Raw genomic sequence first — 18,200 nt, forward strand, 5'->3', positions numbered from 1 at the left:
TGACCCGATCCTCGCAGATGAGCCAGAGGTACATACGTTCGATGACCGGCGATATGTTTGCGACGAATGCGGCTATGAAAACTCTAGCTCCGAGAAATTCCTACCAAGTCTGGCTTGACCGGGAACCGCGCGATGAAATTTGAATGCGATATTGATTTCGCCGCAGGGTACAAGAGCCAACAGCAGATTTCGCGCGTGTTGTCAGAGCAGTGGTTCGGCGTAAATGGTTATTGCTTGGCCTGCGAGAGTGATCAACTCTTCCCGACGCCTGCGAATACCCAAGCTTCGGATTTTTCATGTCGCAATTGCGAACAGATATATGAACTTAAGGCTTTTCGTATAAAACCAAAGAATCGGTTGGTAGACGGTGCATACAGTGCGATGATTTCGCGAATCAAAAGCGGTTCCGCGCCGACGCTATTGCTCTTAGAGCGCACGGACAGCTGGCGCATTCAAGGCCTCACCGCGGTGCATCATCTATTTCTTACGCCAGAGATTATTGAGATGAGGAAGCCCTTATCTTCAATGGCTCGTCGAGCCGGATGGGTCGGTTGCAATATTCGTCTCGACACGATCGGTCCGGACGCACAGATTTCACTTGTTAGTAGTGGAGTTCCTGTCGATCGCCGTATTGTTCGCGAGAAATTTCAGGAGTTTGAAAGACTCAAGAACATTCCAGTCCGGCAACGTGGTTGGACGACATTCACATTAGGAATTATTAGAAATCTTCAATGTACGGAATTTTCGCTGAATGACGTTTATTTGCGCGAACGCGCATTTGCAACCGCCTATCCTAATAACCATAACGTTCGAGCAAAGATCAGACAGCAGTTGCAAGTCCTCCGCGATCTAGGCTATTTGGAATTTCACGGGTATGGACAGTACAGGCTCCTCATCTGAAATGAGATCGGTGCTTATGTTTCAGAGCAACCTTACCGTGCGGTAGTGGAACCGTCAGGGCAGACCGGTGCATATTATCGCAAATCGGCATGCATTAAAAAGCTGAGAGTTAACAACCGCCTTCTACACCGTAGCGTCCTGGGTCTGGTTCCCCGGATACACCGGAAGCACCTCCGGCGGCGCGCCGCCATGCGGCAAGTGGATACCATCCTGCTCAAGCAGTGCCTCATAGATCTGCAGCGGACGCCAGTGGCGTGCCAGCGCAAAGGCGCTCATGTTGGCGATCATCAGTGGAAGCACCAGCCCGTAGCCGCCCGTCATCTCAAAGACGATAAGGATCGAGGTCATGGGCGCGCGGATAATGCCCGCAAAGACCGCTCCCATGCCTACCACGGCAAATGCGCCAATCTCCTCTGCCGGGTGGTGAAAGACAGCTACATCCAGCCAGCCCACCGAGCCGCCGAGCATGGCTCCCATAAAGAGCGCCGGGGCAAAGATGCCTCCCGAGCCGCCGCTGCCGTAAGAAAAGATGGTGGCCGCAAACTTGAGCACGCAGAACGCTCCCATCAGCGCCAGCGGCATGGCTCCGGTCAAGGCCCAGGTCAGCGTTCCATAAGGGTCACCGGCAATACCGTTGTGGTGAAAAAACTGGAAGCCCAGCACAGCCAGCGCACCAGTGGCCAGCCCGCCAATGCCCGGATGCACCCACTTCGGCACAGCGGTCCATTGCTTGAACCTTCCCCGCAGCCAGATCAACGACTCCTGAAAAGCCACCGAGACAACCGCTGCCAGAACACCGATCAACGCATACCACACCAGCGACGAAGCGTGTTTCAGTTGATAAGGCTGTGAAATGTGAAAGATGGGATTGCCGCCCCGGATCCAGTGCTCTACCACCGCGGCCAGCGCCGCGGCCACAATAATGCCGGAGAGCATCGTCTGATCAAGATCGCCAATCAGCTCTTCAAGGGTAAAAGTAATGGCTGCAATCGGCGCATTAAACGCCGCCGCAATGCCCGCTGCCATGCCCACGGAGGCCATGCGCCGCTGATAGGCCGGGCTGAGCCGCGCACCACGGGCCAGCAGGCTGCTCACTCCGGCACAGATCTGCACCGTAGGGCCTTCCAGACCCAGGGAAGCGCCGGAGCCAAGCTGCACGGCACAGAGCACAAATTTCCCGACTGTCTCTCGGAGCGAAACCAGCCCGGAGCGCAGCTCGTATGCAACCTTGACCTGCGGAATCCCGCTGCCCGCCGCCGCCGGAGCCCAATAAACGAGTCCTACGCCCACAACAAGGCCGCCCAGCGCCGGCGTCAGAATCGTCCATAAGATCCACCAGTGGCCGGGCGCGGCGTTGGCGCGGTCAATCATCAGCTTTTCCAGGGTTTGGATAGAGCCGTGAAAGGCTACCGCAGCAAGCCCGCACAATCCGCCCGCAACAATGGTGAATACCAGTAACCGCTGTTTTTCGCTGGGCATACGGCGCGTGAGCCACGCCAGAAATCGCGACCAAATGCCTGCAAGTCCTTCCGAATCATTCATGGGGGAAGAAGACCTCGTCAACAAACAGTATAAAAGCTAGTGATTTGGCTCCGTCTCACGCATGAACTGGGCCAGGTAGTCCTTCCAGATCGCAGCCATGGTGTGTGTCCCATGCCCGCGTGTCTCATCGGTAATGGGCAGCAGAATAAAGCGCGCATGCGGCATGCGCTTCACCTGCTTCTCTGCAATACCAAGCTCCGGCGGATTGATGAAGTCATCCGCGGAGTTGATCCACAGTACCGGCGCGGTGATGCTTTCGAGGCGCGGCGAGGGATCGTAGTTGCGGCTCGCGTTGAAGTAGAAGATCAGATTGTTGGCGTCAGTCGTCGTCATCACACGGTCCAGGTATCGGTCTACATACTGCTCCGCCTGCTGGCGCGTAGGCGCCTGCTTCTGCATCTGGAGCGGGCTGGAGCCCATGATCATGACAATCTCGTTCGCGGCGCGAAGCCCCTGCACCGGCTGAGTCCTGTAATCTCCGTTCATCCATGCCGGATCGTCTTTGACGGCCTGAATGGCCATGTAGCGCATCATCCTATTGCGCCCGGCAAGCTGCACCGGCAGACAGGCAAAAGGCGCCAGGGCATCGGCGAATCCGGGATAGGTTTCTCCCCAGACAAAGCTCTGCATGCAGCCCATGGAGGTGCCGAGAATCAGCCGCAGATGATCGATCTTCAGGTCGTCCAGCATCATGCGCTGGCTGCGCACCATGTCGTCGTAGTCGTAGGCAGGGAAATGCGCGTGCAGGCCGTCGGATGGCTTGGAGCTCAGCCCGTGGCCAATATCATCCGGCAGGATGAGGAAGTATTTCTTGATATCGAGAATGCCTCCCGGCACAAAGAGGACATTCGAGAAGGCAGGATTAAGCAGAGAATGCGCGTCGCCTCCGGTGCCATGCAGCAGCAGAACGGCGTTGTCCACATGGCCTGCGGCATTGCGGTGCGGCATGCCAAGCGTCAGGTAATGCAGTTTAAGCTCAGGCAGCGTTTCGCCCGTGCCGAACTTGAAGTTGGGCAGAGCCACCCAGCCACTCTGCGTAGGCCAGGAGGGAGCGACAGCTCCCGTCTGGGCGATGCCGGAGATTCCCGCGCCAATCAGAAAGACAAATAAACAGTAGGCTGCACGTAAGGACATGGAACACTCTCCTATGGCAATGTAGATTGAGCCTATAACAAGAACCAGAGATGCCGTCTCCCGAAGCCAAAACGGTTGAATTGACGCAATCCGCCGGACAGCCATCGAGCCGTCCCTGGCTGGCGCTGGCTCTCACCTTTCTGCTGCTGGGGCTCGGCTTCAGCCTGCCGTTTTCATTAGTCAAAAGCGTTCCGCCTGGAATCTGGAGCGGAGCGATATCGCCGGAGGTCCTGAACCTCTATGCGCTCACAGCCTTTGCCGGCTGGGCGCATTTTCTCTATGCGGGGCGCGGGCAGTGGGGAGCGCTAGCGAGGCTCAAATGGCAATGGAGAGCTGGCTATTGCGCGTTGGTTGCCGTGGCCATCGCGATTCTTGTTGGTCTGCGCGCTCTCCTCGGGGTGGGCCTCTTCAGCGCTCTGGTCTGGATCTGGTTCATCGCGCACTTCGTTCGGGCGGAGGTAGTCTTCGCGGGGGACACCGCGCCGCGGAATACCAGCGCCTGGCGAACTTCGCTCCCTACGGTCGTCTCATTCTCATGGCTCTCGGCGGTATTGTTTAACGCGGGCCACATTCAGCAGCATCGATGGCTGCTTTTCATGGGGACATTGGTGCTGGCGGGGGTGGTGCTGACTCTCGGCGGCTGGCGGCAGCTTTTTCACGGCGGCCAGAAGCTGGCACTAATAGCGCTCTTCTTCCTCGGCGAATCGTTGGTCTGGGGAACCTACGGAGCCTACATGACGCCCGCCTTTCGCACCGGCGTGTACGTCTTCCACGTAGCCGGAGCCAGCTTCTTTCACTACATGGGCAGCTACGCCTATGGCCGCGAGCGTACCCGCGACCGCCTGCTCGCCATCGGCCCGATCCTGCTTGTGAACGTCTGTGTCATTGCGCTTGGTTGGGCCGTTTCTGCTACCTGGCCGGTTCCCGCAATCCAGTCAGTCCAATGGGTGCTTACGCCAATCCTTGGCATTGGCTGGTTCACTCTCTGGGTGGGCTGCATCTGGCTGCAAGTGAGATTTTTCCTGGATGGAAGCGAATTGCTCTCAGAAGTTTCGGAGTTGCGCGAATGTAACTTTTAGGTTACAGTAAAAGAGTCGTTACGCGGAGAGGGTAGAAAGTTTTTGCGGATTCTTCGAACGAGGCAATTTGATGATTGGCTCAAGAGCCTCCGGGATCTGCGAGGCCGCTTCAAGATTCTGACGAGAATACAGCGAATGGAAGATGGCAATCCGGGCCAGACAAAAAGCGTTGGCTCCGGCGTTTTTGAAATGAAGGTCGATTTCGGGCCAGGATATAGGGTCTATTTCACGCAGCGCGGGCAAGTTCTGGTTGTGCTTCTATGCGGCGGGGACAAGAGCACGCAGGAGAAGGATATTGCAAAGGCGAAGGAATTGGTGATCGAGTGGAAGGAGGAAGAGTGATGGCGCTCAAAGTAGCTCCCTTTGATGCAGTGGAGTATCTGACGGATGACGAGACGATTGCGGCGTACTTGACGGTAGCGCTCGAAGAAAACGATCCGACTTTTCTTGCCAAGGCTCTCGGTACGGTTGCGCGTGCGAAAGGTGGTATGGCATGGCTGGCGCGTGAGACGGGCATATCGCGCGAGGCTCTTTATCGGGCGCTCAGTGAGACAGGGAACCCTGAGCTTGGCACGGCGCTAAAGGTGATGCATGCGCTCGGTGTACGCCTCACCGCTTCGCTCTCGGCATAAGTTGGCAAAGCAATGAATAGTCTCGAATAACTGCTGCAGTTCTTGGAGCAGCTTCAGCGTCTGGAAATCAGCTACCAGTTAGATTGCGTGCGGGATGCAATTATGGTGATTGTGCCCACACCATCGAAGTATTACGAAATTGAGTTTTTCGCGGATGGCCATATCGAGACCCAATTATTTGGACCGCAGAGCAGCGTTCAGAGGCAAACAGTTCAGGAGATTACGGAGGCTATTATTCAAGACGTCAATGGTTGACTGTATCTTTCGAGCCCATTTCCACCCTTTATTCAATCGCGCTAAAATTATGTCCGAAATCCATGCGCGTTTTTCACACACATTCCGCCCCTCCCAGGTTCAAGCGCTTCCATCGCGGCCGTCACGACCGTGGACGCTGATCCGTCTCGCTGAGTAAGCTGTTTCCGACAAAATTTTCCGGCTTGTCCCGCCGCGTAGCGAGTCCCGATGGACCGTGTAGAAGAGACGAGCCCATGTCATCGGCCCGCATGCGTGAGCCGAGAAAGGTCATGCAACGATGAATAGCTTTGCCAGCCGGTCCACACTGCACTCCGGCAGCCGTTCTTACACCATCTATCGCCTACCCGCCCTGGAGGCCAAGGGCTTCAACCTGAGCCGCCTCCCCTTCAGCCTCAAGATCCTGCTTGAAAACCTGCTCCGCCGCGAGGATGGCGTGAACGTCACCGCCTCCGATATCGAGTTCCTGGCACAGTGGGATGCCAGGGCGGAGCCCAGCCGAGAGATTGCCTACATGCCCGCCCGCGTCCTCATGCAGGACTTCACCGGCGTGCCTGCCGTAGTCGATCTGGGCGCGATGCGCGACGCCGTGAAGGCTCTTGGCGGCGATCCTGAGCGCGTGAATCCGCTCATTCCAGCCGAGCTGGTGATCGACCACTCCGTGCAGGTGGATGAGTTCGGCACCTCGCAAGCGTACGAGGCCAACTCGCTGCTTGAGTTCCAGCGCAATCGCGAACGCTACGCCTTTCTCAAGTGGGGCCAGACGGCCTTCCGTAATTTCTCCGCCGTGCCGCCGGGCATGGGCATCTGCCACCAGGTGAACCTCGAATATCTGGCGCGAGTGGTGTTTACCGCTGAGATCGATGGGGAGCAAGTGGCGTACCCCGACACGCTCGTCGGCACCGATTCTCACACCACGATGATCAACGGCCTTGGTGTTCTCGGCTGGGGCGTCGGCGGAATCGAGGCTGAGGCCGCCATGCTGGGTCAGGCCGTCTCGATGCTCGTGCCGCAGGTCGTCGGTTACAAGCTCACCGGCAAGCTGCGCGAAGGCGCAACCGCCACCGATCTCGTCCTCACCGTCACGCAGGCGCTACGCAAGCTCGGCGTCGTCGGCAAATTCGTCGAGTTTTACGGCCCCGGCATCGCGGAACTGCCTTTGGCCGACCGCGCGACCATCAGCAACATGGCTCCCGAGTACGGCGCAACATGCGGCATCTTCCCTGTGGACGCCGAAACCCTCCGCTACCTTCGCCTCACAGGCCGCAGTGAAGATCAGATCGCACTCGTCGAGGCCTATTACAAGGAGCAGGGACTCTTCCATACCTCCGCCACGCCAGAGGCCGAGTACACGCAGACACTCGAGCTCGATCTCGCGACCGTGGAACCAAGCGTTGCCGGACCCAAGCGCCCGCAGGATCGCGTGCTGCTCAAGGACGCCGCAGCCAGCTTTGCGCAGCAGCTTCCTTCACTGCTTGCACCTACGGCCAAGCCGCTCGGCACGCGTACCGCCGCCGCATGGGAGCGTGCGACGAGCGTGACCGACTCGGCCATTGCTGCCGAAGAAAACGAAGGCCCGGCGACATCGTCCGCCACGACTCCCACAGTGCCGCTGCATGTTACGACGACCGTGAAGGAGCGCTTCCACGTCGATCCTGACAAGTATCTCGATCACGGCGCGGTCGTGATTGCGGCGATTACAAGCTGCACCAATACCTCGAATCCCTCCGTCATGATCGCTGCAGGCATTCTCGCCAAAAAGGCCGTCGAAAAGGGCCTTTGCGTACCGCCGTGGGTCAAGACTTCGCTCGCGCCCGGCTCCCGCGTCGTCACGGATTATTACAAGAAGTCCGGCCTACTGCCGTATCTCGAAAAGCTGCGCTTCAACGTCGTCGGCTACGGCTGCACCACATGCATTGGCAACTCCGGACCGCTGCCGACGGATGTTTCGAAGAGCATCGATGAACACGGTCTTGTCGCCGTCAGCGTTCTCAGCGGCAACCGCAACTTTGAGGGCCGCGTCAACGTGGATGTGCGCGCGAACTATCTTATGTCGCCACCGTTGGTTGTCGCTTATGCACTCGCCGGCAAGATCGGCCATAACTTTGACACCGATCCGCTCGGAACGGACCAGACCGGCGCGCCGGTCTACCTCAAGGACATCTGGCCTACGCAAGCTGAAGTCGCTGCTGCTATCGAGAAGGGAATTAGCAGCGAAAGCTTCCGCAGGGAGTACTCAACTGTCTCGCTCGGCGACGCCAGCTGGCAGGGCCTCAAGTTTCCCACTGGCGACGTGTATCAATGGGAGCCGGACTCGACCTACATCCGCCAGGCTCCGTACTTTGATGGCATCACGCTCAAGCCCGCGCCCATCAGCGACATTCTCAACGCGCGTGTCCTCGCTGTGCTGGGCGACTCAGTAACAACCGACCACATCTCACCCGCAGGCTCCATCAAGGCGAACGGGCCGGCAGGGAAGTATCTCTCCGAGCACGGTGTTAAGACTGCGGACTTCAATTCGTATGGTTCGCGCCGCGGCAATCATGAGGTCATGGTGCGCGGCACCTTTGCCAACGTGCGCCTGCGTAACAAGCTCGCTCCCGGTACGGAAGGCGGCGTCACGCGCCTGCTGCCCGAAGGCGAGCAGATGTCGATCTTTGACGCGAGCGTGAAGTACGCCGAGCGCAAGACGCCTCTGGTGATTCTCGCCGGCAAAGAGTATGGCTCGGGCTCCTCGCGCGACTGGGCTGCAAAGGGTCCAAATCTGCTCGGCGTCCGCGCCGTCATTGCCGAAAGCTTCGAGCGTATTCACCGATCGAACCTTGTGGGCATGGGCATTCTGCCACTGCAGTTTGCGGAAGGTGAAAACGTTGAGTTGCTTGGTCTCTCAGGCGAAGAGGTCTACGACTTCGCAGGCCTTACCGATCTGCTCAAGAGCAAATTCGCCGGTGGCCGCACGCTGACGGTGAAAGCCACATCCGCCGATGGCACGGTGAAGTCCATCACCGCAAAGGTGCGCATCGACACCCCGCAGGAGATCGAGTACTACGAGCACGGCGGCATTCTGCAATACGTGTTGCGGCAACTCGCAGCGAAGTAAGATGAGCGTGTGAGTGATTCGCGCGAACAAAACATGAAGGCCCTGCTGCCGATGGTGTCTAAAGCGCTTTTCGGATTGGCAGGGCTTTCGTTTCTCATCGGCGGCGGTTTAATTCATGCCGTCTGGGGAATCGAAAGGGGATTCGCGGAGATGGAAGGGATCAGCGCTGCAGTCGTATTCGGCGCTCTTGCTGTCGTGCTTCATTCAGCTTCCGATTCGTAGGCGCGTTGCACCTAGGCGTCTTCTTCTGGTCTATACTCTTGCCATGCACAATGAATTCACGGCCGTAATCGAGCGCGATGGCGAATGGTTTGTAAGCTGGTCGCCGGAGATTCCTGGCGCTAACGGCCAGGGCCGCACGATTGAAGAGTGTCGCGAGAATCTCGGCGAGGCCATCCAGTTGATTCTGGAAGACCGGCGCGAAGATGGACTGCGTGGAGCGCCTCCCGATGCGCTGCGTGAGACGGTCACGATCCAGTGAAGCGTGAATCGCTGCTGCGCCATTTACGTCTTCACGGATGTTATCTCAAACGCGAAGGCGGCTCGCATTCCATCTGGTGTAATCCAACGACGGGACAGATCGAAGCTGTTCCTCGTCATACAGAAGTTGCTGATCTTCTCGCACGCAAGATTTGCCGAGGACTTTCGGTTCCTGAGATCGGAAAATAATGACATAAACACAAACGCCGCCCCATCCGGAGCGGCGTTTGTTCTTTCCTGCAGCCCGCACTTACTTCTTCGCGCCCACCGGCTCAGCCTCTTCATGCACAGTGAGAAAGTTGTCCTCGTCCATCTCCTGCTCGCCCATCACATGCAGACGCATAAAGTTCGTCGAACCGGACCGAGTCCGCGTGCCGGCCACAATAGCGATCACTTCATTCGGCTTGACGTAGCCTTCGGCTTGCAACAGCTTCTCCGCCGTGTCCACCATCTCTTCAGAAGAGCGCACCTTGGTACAACGCACGGGAATCGTTCCCCACAGCATGGTCAGGCGGTTGATCGTAGTTTCAATTGCGCTCATCGCAAAGATCGGCGCACCTGGGTGGTATTTCGAAAGCTGCCGCGCCGTGGTTCCGGATTCCGTGAAGAGCGCAATGCCGGAAAGATGCAGGTCCTCAGCGGCATGCGCCGTCGCTTCGCAAATCGTCTCTGCAATCGACAAGTCCGTCGTGTGCTGCCGCCGACGATCATGCGCGTTCTGCGTGTCAATCGTCCGCTCGGCCTCGCACACAATGCGGGCCATCATGGAGACGGCTTCCACCGGATACTTGCCCATGGCGCTTTCGCCGGAGAGCATGACCGCGTCAGTGCCGTCATAAACCGCGTTTGCCACGTCGGATGCTTCCGCACGCGTCGGCCGCGGATTCTCAATCATAGATTCCAGCATCTGCGTAGCCGTGATCACCGGCTTGCGATACTCCGCTGCCTTGCGGATCATCAGCTTCTGCAGGGCCGGCACCTGCTCCGGCGGAACTTCTACGCCCAGGTCGCCGCGAGCCACCATGATGCCGTCCGCTTCTTCCAGAATGCTGTCCAGATGCTCCAGCGCCTGCGGCTTTTCCAGCTTCGCAATAATCCATGTCTCTGAGCCAAGATCCGCCACGCGCTTGCGAACCAGCCGGATGTCATCCGATGTGCGAACGAACGAGACCGCAATCGCATCCACGCCGCTCTTCAGCGCAAACTCCAGGTCGATCTCATCTTTTTCCGTCAATGAGGGCACCTTGACCGGAATCCCCGGCAGGTTGATGCCCTTGTTTTCGCCCAGCATTCCGCCATTGATAATCTCGCAGACCACGTCCTGGCCCTGCACTTCAGCCACGCGCAGTTCAATCAGGCCGTCGGAGAGCAGAATTCGCGATCCCGCCTCCACGTTTTCCGCCAATGTCTTGAAGGTCGTGCCCACCAGCTCCGCCGTGCCAAGAATCTCACGCGGAGTGATGGTCAGCCGCTCGCCGGCCTTGAGCAATACTGGCTTGCGGTCCACCAGCTTGGCGGTGCGAATCTTCGGGCCTTGAAGGTCGCCCAGGATGCACAGGGGCTTCTCTTCCTCGCGGCTCACCTTGCGAATCATCGCAATCAGCGCAAGCTTTTCCTCGTGTGTTCCATGCGAGAAATTCAGGCGAACAACGTCGACGCCAGCGCGCACCAGCTCGCGGAAAACGGTTTCAGTGTTGGACGCGGGCCCTAGGGTAGCCACGATCTTTGCGCGGCGATTGGCAGGACTAAAAACAGCTGAAGACATGGAAAAGCTCCGGATAAGATTGCGGCAAAAGCGAATCGGTTTATAAAACAAAGAGCAGATCGGGGTATGAATGGATGACCGGATTTATTGTACATTGCGGCAACGCCGTCTGGTCAGACCAGTTTATCTTCTTTAAATTCAAAAACTTGTAAGCGCCTCGCTTGTGGTCTCCTGGGCCTGCCCGGCCGCAGCAGCCCCTTCCCGCACCAGCCTGTCATGGAAGAGAACGCCGTTGAGCTCCGCGCCAACCAGTGCGCTGAACGAGGTCAGGTATAGCCACACCAGCGTGGCAATCCCGGCCGCAAAGGAGCCGTAAAACCGCGTGTAATTTGCAATGCGCGTCACATACCAGCCAAAGGCCAGAGTTACCGGAAACCATATGGCAGTAGACGCAATAGCACCGGGAAGAACGCGTGACCAGTGCTCTGTTCGGCGTGTACCAAAGTGGTAAAGCGCCGAGAGCACTGCTACCGTGGTGGTCATCGCAACCCCCCAGCGCACCAGGCGCCAGAAGAAGATCACCAATAGCCGCAATTCGTGGTCGGCGTTGGCAACCATCCACGTTTCAATCTGGTGGCCAAAGACCAGCAGCAGGCTGGCCAGCCACAATGGCAACAGGGAAATGGGAACCAGCAATATCCCCCTTAGCCTCTTTGCCCAGAAGCTCCAGTTATCGCGCGGCAGCTCATAAGCGCGCCGAAAGCCCTCCATGAGAGAAAGCATCACGCCCAGGCCGGCAAACGCCGTCAGAATCGTAGCTGAGAGAATAACCTGCGTGGAACGAATGGGGCCCGTATCGAGCGAGTTCTGCAAAAGTGCCAGGGATTCAGGCGGCAGCACCTGATCAAAGCTTCCGCGCATCACGCCGATGATCGATGGCCCTTCATCCACACTGGCCAGCACCGTGGTAAGCACCAGCACAGCGGGAAAAAAACACAGCATTCCGGAATAGGCAGTCGCCTTGGCCGTGTTGAACACGTCATGGTCGATTGCCTTTGCCAGAGTCAGCCGGAAATGTGAAAGAACGTTCCGCATGTTGTTCTGAAGCAAGAGTAGAGCAATTCAACTTGTTCGCGCGAGTGTCTTTTTATGCCCGTGCTGCCGTTCCACCGGATGCAGCTTTCTCTGAACGCTGTAGACGGTATCCGAGAGATACAGGTTGCGGTGGGGCGGCGTTTCCTGCACACAGAACCGGACGGCGCTCGATTGCGTAAGTAATTTTTCACGCAGGACTTCGCCCGGCGGGTACACTGTTCGCACCCGGGCGCACCCGAAATCGAAGGAGATAAGCGCAATGCAGGCAAGGACTCAGGGAACCACCATGCCGGTGCTGGAGATCCAGCTCGACCCGAACGAAAGCGTCTTTTCCGAGAGCGGCGAGCTCTCCTGGATGACGCAAACCATCCAGATGACCACGCATACACAGATGGGCGGGGGTGGCGGCTTCTTCGGCGCACTCAAGCGCGTGGCCGCGGGCGGCAGCCTCTTTATGACCGAGTATCGTGCCTACCAGTACCCCGGCGAAGTGGCCTTTGCCACCCGCGTTCCCGGCCACATCGTTCCCGTGCAGCTCGGCAACGGATACGAGTACATGGTGCATCGGCACGGCTTTCTCTGCGCCACTCCGCAGGTCACGCTCAACATCGGCTTCCAGCAGTCCCTTGGCGCAGGCATCTTCGGCGGCAGCGGCTTTATCCTCCAGCGCGTGGGCGGCGCGGGAACCGCGTGGCTTGAACTCTCCGGCGAGCTGATCCAGAAGGAACTGGCGCCGGGCGAAATACTCTATGTGCATCCCGGCCACGTAGGCGCTTTCATGACCTCCGTCTCATTCCAGATCACCACAGTGCGCGGCATCAAGAATGTGATCTTCGGCGGAGACGGCATCTTTCTCGCACAAATGACCGGCCCCGGCACAGTATGGCTGCAGACGCTGCCTCTTTCGCGGCTCGCGCATGCCATTGAACAGTATCTGCCGCACAACTCGCGCGAGGTTCCGCAGGCAGCTGCAGGAGGCGTCATCGGAGGTATCGTAGGCTCCATCTTGAGCGGAGAGTAAATGCGATTGTTTCGATTCATGACGCAGGCAGCTCTTTCGCTTGCCGCAGCCGGCGCCTTGGCTCTTGCACCTCAGGAACAAGGCGCGAAGCCTCCTTCTGCCATCCCCTCGGGATTCCACTTTGAAGGCTCGTGGAATTGTGCGGGAGCTTTTCGCAACGGCAAGCCGCATCGCTCCAGCATGACAGGCTCGATTGTCGTCGGCGATAAGTGGCTGGAGCTCATGGAGCAGGACATCGAACCTGCCACGGGTTACGTTGCAAAGTATCTCATCGGTTACGACGCACAGCAGAAGCAGCTCGTCGAGTTCGACGCTAACAACTTCAGCGCAGCCACATACTCCAGTGCGGAAGGCTGGAAAAGCGATGTACTTACCCTGACCTCACCCATCAGCAGCGATTCCAAAGCTCCCTATGCTGCCAACCGCTTTGTGTTTTCTATCGTGAACCCGGATACCTTCACAATGGACTGGCAGGTCAGCAAGAGCGCACAATTCAATTGGATACCTGCCGATCACCTGGTCTGCAAGCGCAGCACGCAATCTTAGCTTCAATCCTAGCTCTCGAAGGATATTGAATGGCGGCAACTGAAGAACGGGTGCAGACGCTGCGCGGTGCTATCGTCTTCGCCTTCGGTCTCGCGCTCGCCTGCTATCTGGCGTGGCTGCTGCGGGCAGAGCTGCTTCTGCTCTTCGTCAGCGCGCTCTTTGCCATCGTACTGCGCCCCCTGGTGGAGTTCATCGCAGGCTTCAACATCCGTGGCTGGCGGCCCTTTCGCAAGTCTGCCATCGTCGTACTGATCTTTGCAGTCATCGCGGGATTGGGACTTTTCGTCTATCTGGCGCTGCCGCCGGTTTTGCGCGATCTGCGCGCCTTCGCACAGGAGATGCCCTCGCGCCTACCGGAGATTCAGGCCAAATTGCAGAAGGTTCCCTTTGCCGACCAGATCGATGCCGCCGGACTCGTCACCCAGGCGCAGGGAGCGCTTACGCAAAGCGCCAGCTTTGTCCTGCTTTCCATTAAAAATTGGGCCAATACTCTCTTCACCCTGGCCATGGGCCTCATTCTCACCGTCTACTTCACGCTGGAAGGCGACGTCGCCTATCGCTGGGGGCTTTCCTTCTTTCCGCCGCTCAGCCGCATGCGTCTGGATGCTGCACTGCGTCGCGCCCAGATTCGCATGGGCCGCTGGCTGCTGGGCCAGTGCTCGTTGATGCTGATCTTCGGTGTGCTCAGCGTGATTGTTTACCTGCTTCTCGGCGTGCGCTATGCCTACGCGCTCGGCGTTCTCAACGGTCTGCTGAACCTTATCCCGGTCCTTGGCGGAGCTGTCTCTATCGCCCTCGCGTTGCTGGCCGCGGCAGTAGATTCATGGGGCCGCGTCCTCGGCGTGGCCGTTTTCTATCTCGTATATCTGCAGATCGAGAATTCCATCCTCACGCCGCGCATTATGCGCCACAGTGTAGGTCTACCCGGTCTCGCCATCCTCGTCGCTCTGTTGATCGGCTCAGCGCTGGCGGGCATCGTCGGAGCCCTCGTCTCTGTGCCCACGGCGGCCCTCGTCGCCGTGCTGGTGGATGAGTATCTGGTCTCGAAAGACAGCTAGGCTCTGTTCGCCGAATCTGTGCGTGGGTTCTTTGTAGCTCGATGTCCAGGAAGTCCACAAAGTCCAGGCTGTTAGCGCAAATTAGCACAAATTTATTGCAGAACAACGAGACAGAACCTGCCCCGCAAGCTCACAATTGGCGACAATGCTGGGACGCCGGCGCGGGAAACAGAGCACTGTTCCCGCAGGAACAGGGTCCCAATCCGAGAAGACTCCGCGTTGTCACGATTGGATCACTGTTATCACCTTTAGTGTGACGCACTCCACAGCGGTACAGTTTGAGTCGGCCTGAACAAGCTACACGGCTCTGAATCACAGATGACTAATCAAGAGAGGAAAATCGAATGACGCTTTACGAAACTCTGCTGGCCGGACAATTCAACGGGTATATTCTTCTGGCAAAACAAGGCTCCCAAACAACCTTCTTCGGTCGGGATCTGCAATACGGTCAAACACCCCAACCCTGGAGACTGATTCCGGCCTCCTTTGACTCAATCGTTGGAGCTCCACCAAATGACTGGAAGAAGACAGCGGGGTATGTCGTTTGCACGCCGGGCGAGCCCAAGTGCTGGACAGTACTTGGCACTGGGCCATATTCGATCAGCTCTCGGGATCTGCTTGCGAGCGGCATCCCGGATGATATTGATATATTCGGCGGCGAGGCCGCAGATCCAACAGCGGGAACAGTGAAAGTTTCCTGGGCGGCGCGCAATATTTATCTCGCGAACGCTCCGGACGGCTGGGTCTTCGGCGAAGGCACTCCTGAGGTATTCCAGGTGGGATTCCCATCCTACGTTGGGGGTATAAATTCAGGATTCAAATTGCCCTCGTCAATTATCTGGGGTAACCAATAGCCCGTAGGCAATTGTGCCGAAAAGAATTGCCCAAGTACAACTAACGCGATCCTGTACCAGCCGCCGCTGCTGTAGCCAGCAGCGGCGTGTCGGTCTGAACGGTTACACAGAAGGTCATCCCTGGCTTGATCACGGCCTGGTCGCCATGCGCCAGTAGTGTGGCAGGGCCAATCCCCGGAATCATCAGCAGGCCAACTGTGCGCTTCAGATGGTTCGGTCCTTCCATCGTTTCTCCGCCAAGCACCGAAATGGTAATGCCGTTGGCGGCCAGCGCATTCACCTCGAAGACAATGTCGCCGGGTATGCCCGCGTGTCCCGGCGGGTCTGCCTGCGTCACCAGCGCATCCACGGTTGTCCCTTTGGCAAGGATCACCTTATCGCCTGCCATAATGTCCTGATCGAGCTGCAAAGGCAGCCTGTCGCCCACCTGCACGGCCTTCGAGTTAACTTGTGTGGCAGTCACCAGCCGCAGCTTTGTACCTGCGCGCAGCACGCCATCCGTGCTCAACGTTGCAGGCAGTACAGGGCTGCTGCCGGGAACCGTGTACTCTGCACGCGCGATCACGCTGTGCGTCATATTGGGAGCAATCGCCATGGCCTGCAGAACCGTGTCATGGCTGATCTTGACCGGTCCGGTGTACTTCTTTGATTTCGTTGTCGGCGACCAGCCATCGGTCGTGTAGTAAATGGTGGCGTAATGCGAGGGGCTGGTGATGCGCACCAGCGTACCGGTCGTTAGCTTGCCGGAACCGGAAGAGAATTTCGGTGCGCGCGTCATGGCCACCGCCGGAGCCTGATTCTGGGCCGCGTTCTGCGCGTCCTGCATTGCCTGCTGACTGGCTTGCTGCGAAGCCTGCATGGCCTGCTGATTCGCCTGCTGTGCAGCATCCATCGCCTGTTGAGCGGCCATCATGCCTGGATCCTGCGCGCAGGCAACAGAGACGGCAGAAGAGAGAACTAGAGCAGAGAAAACAGAGCAGCTGAGCAAAAAGGCTTTCATACTTTCACCCCTGCTCCTAGTGACGCTAGTGCGGGACCAAAAGTTGTGGTAGCTCAATCGAAAGTCTTACTGAGCCATCTGCGCCGCGTTCTTTGCCGCCCGCACTGCCGCCTTCATCGCGCCGCTCTCCGCAAACAGATGCACCAGTCCGCCGGAGAGTGTTGAGCCGCCAACAGCCTGCCCCGCAGGCGCGACATCTGGCCCCGCGCCATACGCCATGCGCATCTCGCCCGTGCCCTGCATATCCAGAATCATCGCAGTCAGCTTGCGCGCCACCGGTAGCTCAAAGCTTTCGGCCACAAAGACCAGCTTGCCCCGCGTCGTAATCACCACCGGCCCTTCGTTGGTGGTGTAAACCAGCTCTTCCGTCCCCGCAGGCAGGTCCGCAGGCGGTGCCACAGAAACATCCTTCTTCAGTCCGGAATACTTTCTGCCCAGCGCGTTCGCATAGAGCTGCGCAAAGGCCTCCGCCGACTCATCGTTCTTCCACGCGGAAAGATAAAACAGCGCAATCGACTTCGTGTTTGCCTGCTCCTGCGGCGTCTTTGCGCTCTTAAGCTGCCCAGCCCAATAAATGCCGCCATCCCACGCCGGAGTCAGGCTTTTCGCTGCCTCGTCGCCACCAAACAGCTGCGTAAGAATGTGCAGGTCCAGTTGCCCCACCTGCCCAATGTCGTACGGCTTATACGTCCCATCCAGCAGCGGATGAATATCCGGCAAGAGCGGCACCGCAGGTACATGCGATTTCTCAAACTCCAGCGGGTTGATGATCTCCCAGCTTGAAGAGGGCGGTTTATCCAGCGCGCCCGCAAACGCCGCCTCACGCCCGCGATCCATCCAGATGTCCTGCTCAAAGCTCAGCCCTTCGCGGTAAGGAAACATCAGCGACTCCGACAGAAGCAGCGGCGCGCGTGCCATCACCGGCGAGCTGTCCGGGTCCGCCATCTGCTGCTTCAGAAACTCCACTACCTCGGGATCTTTCAGCAAACTCCTGCCATGCGGCTTCAGCTCGTTGTCCACCATCACCGCTGTCGCCTGGCCCTCCGCCACGGCTTCGCGTGCGGTGTCAATCTCGTCCTTCGCCAGGTGGTCCGTATCTTCATGCGAATTCAGGGAGACATCGTTCGGCGTTTGGTCGTTCCACTTCTCCAGATCCACACGCTGATCCTGCAGCGCGTGCGTCAGCTCATGTGCCAGCACCGACTCCTGGTCATCCGGCTGCATCCAGTCCAGCAGATACACCGTCTTGGTCTTCGAATCGTAATAGGCCTCAATCTGCTCCGTCAGCAGCGCCAGCAGAAACGGCTTCATGTCGAAGTCATGGTCCAGCAGTCCAAACTTTTTCAGCACAATCTCGCCGCGCTGCAGCCGCTTGGCGCCCTCGTCCTCGTCGAACTTGCCCTTCAGGTAGCTCTCCACCTCGGCGCGGCTGGTCAGTTTCCGCCCTACGGTCGCTTTCACAGTCAGCCCGGTCTCATCCGAGGAGAACTTCAGCAACTGATCCACCATGGCGAAGAGCTTCTTCGCCTGTTCCGGCGTAATGCGGGTCTCAGGCTGCCCGGCTTTGGATTTTTGAGCACTCTTGCCGGACGGATTCTGGCTCTGATTCTGCCCCGCTGGCGCTTGCTGGCCGGTGCCCACCCCCGAACACAGCGCCGCGCTCAAGGTAAGAAGCGCCGCTGCCTGCCAGCCGCTGCTCCGGAAACGCGCTCCAAACCCACTTGCCATCCCGCTCTCCTTGAGTCCTGCCCGCAAACTCCGCATCTCTATCAAAGCTATAATCAACTGTTGTGATTGCGCAG

General features: G+C 58.3%; 19 protein-coding genes. 13 read left to right on the top strand and 6 right to left on the bottom strand.

Going from position 1 to position 18,200, the window contains the following annotated elements; genetic code table 11:
• Positions 1 to 132: 132 nt before the first annotated feature.
• Positions 133 to 900: a DpnI domain-containing protein gene (locus VO84_RS13275; RefSeq protein ID WP_058188085.1), complete on the top strand. Its 768-nt coding sequence runs from the start codon at positions 133 to 135 to the stop codon at positions 898 to 900.
• A 123-nt stretch (positions 901 to 1,023) separates the two neighbouring features.
• Here VO84_RS13275 and VO84_RS13280 read toward each other — a convergent pair whose 3' ends face one another.
• Together VO84_RS13280 and VO84_RS13285 are read right to left on the bottom strand one after the other, a co-directional pair.
• Complete coding sequence (locus tag VO84_RS13280; RefSeq protein ID WP_058188086.1) at positions 1,024 to 2,442, bottom strand: chloride channel protein; 1,419 nt, start codon at positions 2,440 to 2,442, stop codon at positions 1,024 to 1,026.
• Between the two features lie 36 nt (positions 2,443 to 2,478).
• Entirely contained in the window at positions 2,479 to 3,576 is a 1,098-nt protein-coding gene (locus tag VO84_RS13285) for an alpha/beta fold hydrolase (RefSeq protein ID WP_058188087.1), read from the bottom strand.
• Between the two features lie 50 nt (positions 3,577 to 3,626).
• On the opposite strand from VO84_RS13285, the gene VO84_RS13290 reads away from it, so the two are divergent.
• The 8 genes from VO84_RS13290 (at position 3,627) to VO84_RS23345 (ending at position 9,308) form a co-directional block, all read left to right on the top strand.
• Positions 3,627 to 4,655 (top strand): hypothetical protein, encoded by a 1,029-nt coding sequence (locus VO84_RS13290; protein ID WP_058188088.1) that lies wholly within the window; start codon positions 3,627 to 3,629, stop codon positions 4,653 to 4,655.
• Between the two features lie 42 nt (positions 4,656 to 4,697).
• On the top strand, positions 4,698 to 4,997 hold the full coding sequence (locus VO84_RS13295) for a type II toxin-antitoxin system RelE/ParE family toxin (RefSeq protein WP_058188089.1): 300 nt from the start codon (positions 4,698 to 4,700) through the stop codon (positions 4,995 to 4,997).
• Positions 4,997 to 5,287, top strand: coding sequence for an addiction module antidote protein (locus VO84_RS13300; protein ID WP_058188090.1), 291 nt, complete (start codon positions 4,997 to 4,999; stop codon positions 5,285 to 5,287). The genes VO84_RS13295 and VO84_RS13300 overlap by 1 nt, the downstream gene beginning before the upstream one ends.
• Positions 5,288 to 5,329: 42 nt before the next feature.
• Complete coding sequence (locus tag VO84_RS22860) at positions 5,330 to 5,542, top strand: hypothetical protein (RefSeq protein WP_058188091.1); 213 nt, start codon at positions 5,330 to 5,332, stop codon at positions 5,540 to 5,542.
• A 277-nt stretch (positions 5,543 to 5,819) separates the two neighbouring features.
• On the top strand, positions 5,820 to 8,639 hold the full coding sequence (gene acnA, locus VO84_RS13310; RefSeq protein WP_058188092.1) for an aconitate hydratase AcnA: 2,820 nt from the start codon (positions 5,820 to 5,822) through the stop codon (positions 8,637 to 8,639).
• 9 nt (positions 8,640 to 8,648) lie between these two features.
• Positions 8,649 to 8,861, top strand: a complete 213-nt coding sequence (locus VO84_RS13315; RefSeq protein WP_157439877.1) for a hypothetical protein — start codon at positions 8,649 to 8,651, stop codon at positions 8,859 to 8,861.
• A 43-nt stretch (positions 8,862 to 8,904) separates the two neighbouring features.
• Positions 8,905 to 9,120 (top strand): type II toxin-antitoxin system HicB family antitoxin, encoded by a 216-nt coding sequence (locus VO84_RS13320; protein WP_058188094.1) that lies wholly within the window; start codon positions 8,905 to 8,907, stop codon positions 9,118 to 9,120.
• Positions 9,117 to 9,308, top strand: a complete 192-nt coding sequence (locus tag VO84_RS23345) for a type II toxin-antitoxin system HicA family toxin (protein ID WP_082661957.1) — start codon at positions 9,117 to 9,119, stop codon at positions 9,306 to 9,308. Before VO84_RS13320 ends, VO84_RS23345 begins: the two co-directional genes overlap by 4 nt.
• A gap of 61 nt (positions 9,309 to 9,369) precedes the next feature.
• Here VO84_RS23345 and pyk read toward each other — a convergent pair whose 3' ends face one another.
• Complete coding sequence (pyk, locus tag VO84_RS13325; protein ID WP_058188095.1) at positions 9,370 to 10,884, bottom strand: pyruvate kinase; 1,515 nt, start codon at positions 10,882 to 10,884, stop codon at positions 9,370 to 9,372.
• Positions 10,885 to 11,022: 138 nt separating this feature from the next.
• Complete coding sequence (locus VO84_RS13330) at positions 11,023 to 11,919, bottom strand: YihY/virulence factor BrkB family protein (RefSeq protein ID WP_058188096.1); 897 nt, start codon at positions 11,917 to 11,919, stop codon at positions 11,023 to 11,025.
• A gap of 259 nt (positions 11,920 to 12,178) precedes the next feature.
• On the opposite strand from VO84_RS13330, the gene VO84_RS13335 reads away from it, so the two are divergent.
• The 4 genes from VO84_RS13335 (at position 12,179) to VO84_RS13350 (ending at position 15,398) form a co-directional block, all read left to right on the top strand.
• Positions 12,179 to 12,940: a TIGR00266 family protein gene (locus tag VO84_RS13335; RefSeq protein ID WP_058188097.1), complete on the top strand. Its 762-nt coding sequence runs from the start codon at positions 12,179 to 12,181 to the stop codon at positions 12,938 to 12,940.
• Positions 12,941 to 13,486 carry a hypothetical protein gene (locus tag VO84_RS13340; protein WP_058188098.1) on the top strand — a complete coding sequence of 182 codons (546 nt, stop codon included), beginning with the start codon at positions 12,941 to 12,943 and terminating at the stop codon, positions 13,484 to 13,486.
• A 29-nt stretch (positions 13,487 to 13,515) separates the two neighbouring features.
• A complete protein-coding gene (locus VO84_RS13345) occupies positions 13,516 to 14,544 on the top strand; it encodes an AI-2E family transporter (protein WP_058188099.1) in 1,029 nt (342 codons plus the stop codon).
• A gap of 344 nt (positions 14,545 to 14,888) precedes the next feature.
• A complete protein-coding gene (locus tag VO84_RS13350) occupies positions 14,889 to 15,398 on the top strand; it encodes a hypothetical protein (protein ID WP_058188100.1) in 510 nt (169 codons plus the stop codon).
• 40 nt (positions 15,399 to 15,438) lie between these two features.
• Here VO84_RS13350 and VO84_RS13355 read toward each other — a convergent pair whose 3' ends face one another.
• Positions 15,439 to 16,398 carry a chitobiase/beta-hexosaminidase C-terminal domain-containing protein gene (locus VO84_RS13355; protein WP_058188101.1) on the bottom strand — a complete coding sequence of 320 codons (960 nt, stop codon included), beginning with the start codon at positions 16,396 to 16,398 and terminating at the stop codon, positions 15,439 to 15,441.
• A 66-nt stretch (positions 16,399 to 16,464) separates the two neighbouring features.
• Complete coding sequence (locus VO84_RS13360; protein ID WP_058188102.1) at positions 16,465 to 18,126, bottom strand: hypothetical protein; 1,662 nt, start codon at positions 18,124 to 18,126, stop codon at positions 16,465 to 16,467.
• Between the last annotated feature and the right edge of the window lie 74 nt (positions 18,127 to 18,200).

The sequence above is a fragment of the Occallatibacter gabretensis genome (assembly GCF_001449115.1).
GTDB classification, from domain to species: domain Bacteria; phylum Acidobacteriota; class Terriglobia; order Terriglobales; family Acidobacteriaceae; genus Telmatobacter; species Telmatobacter gabretensis.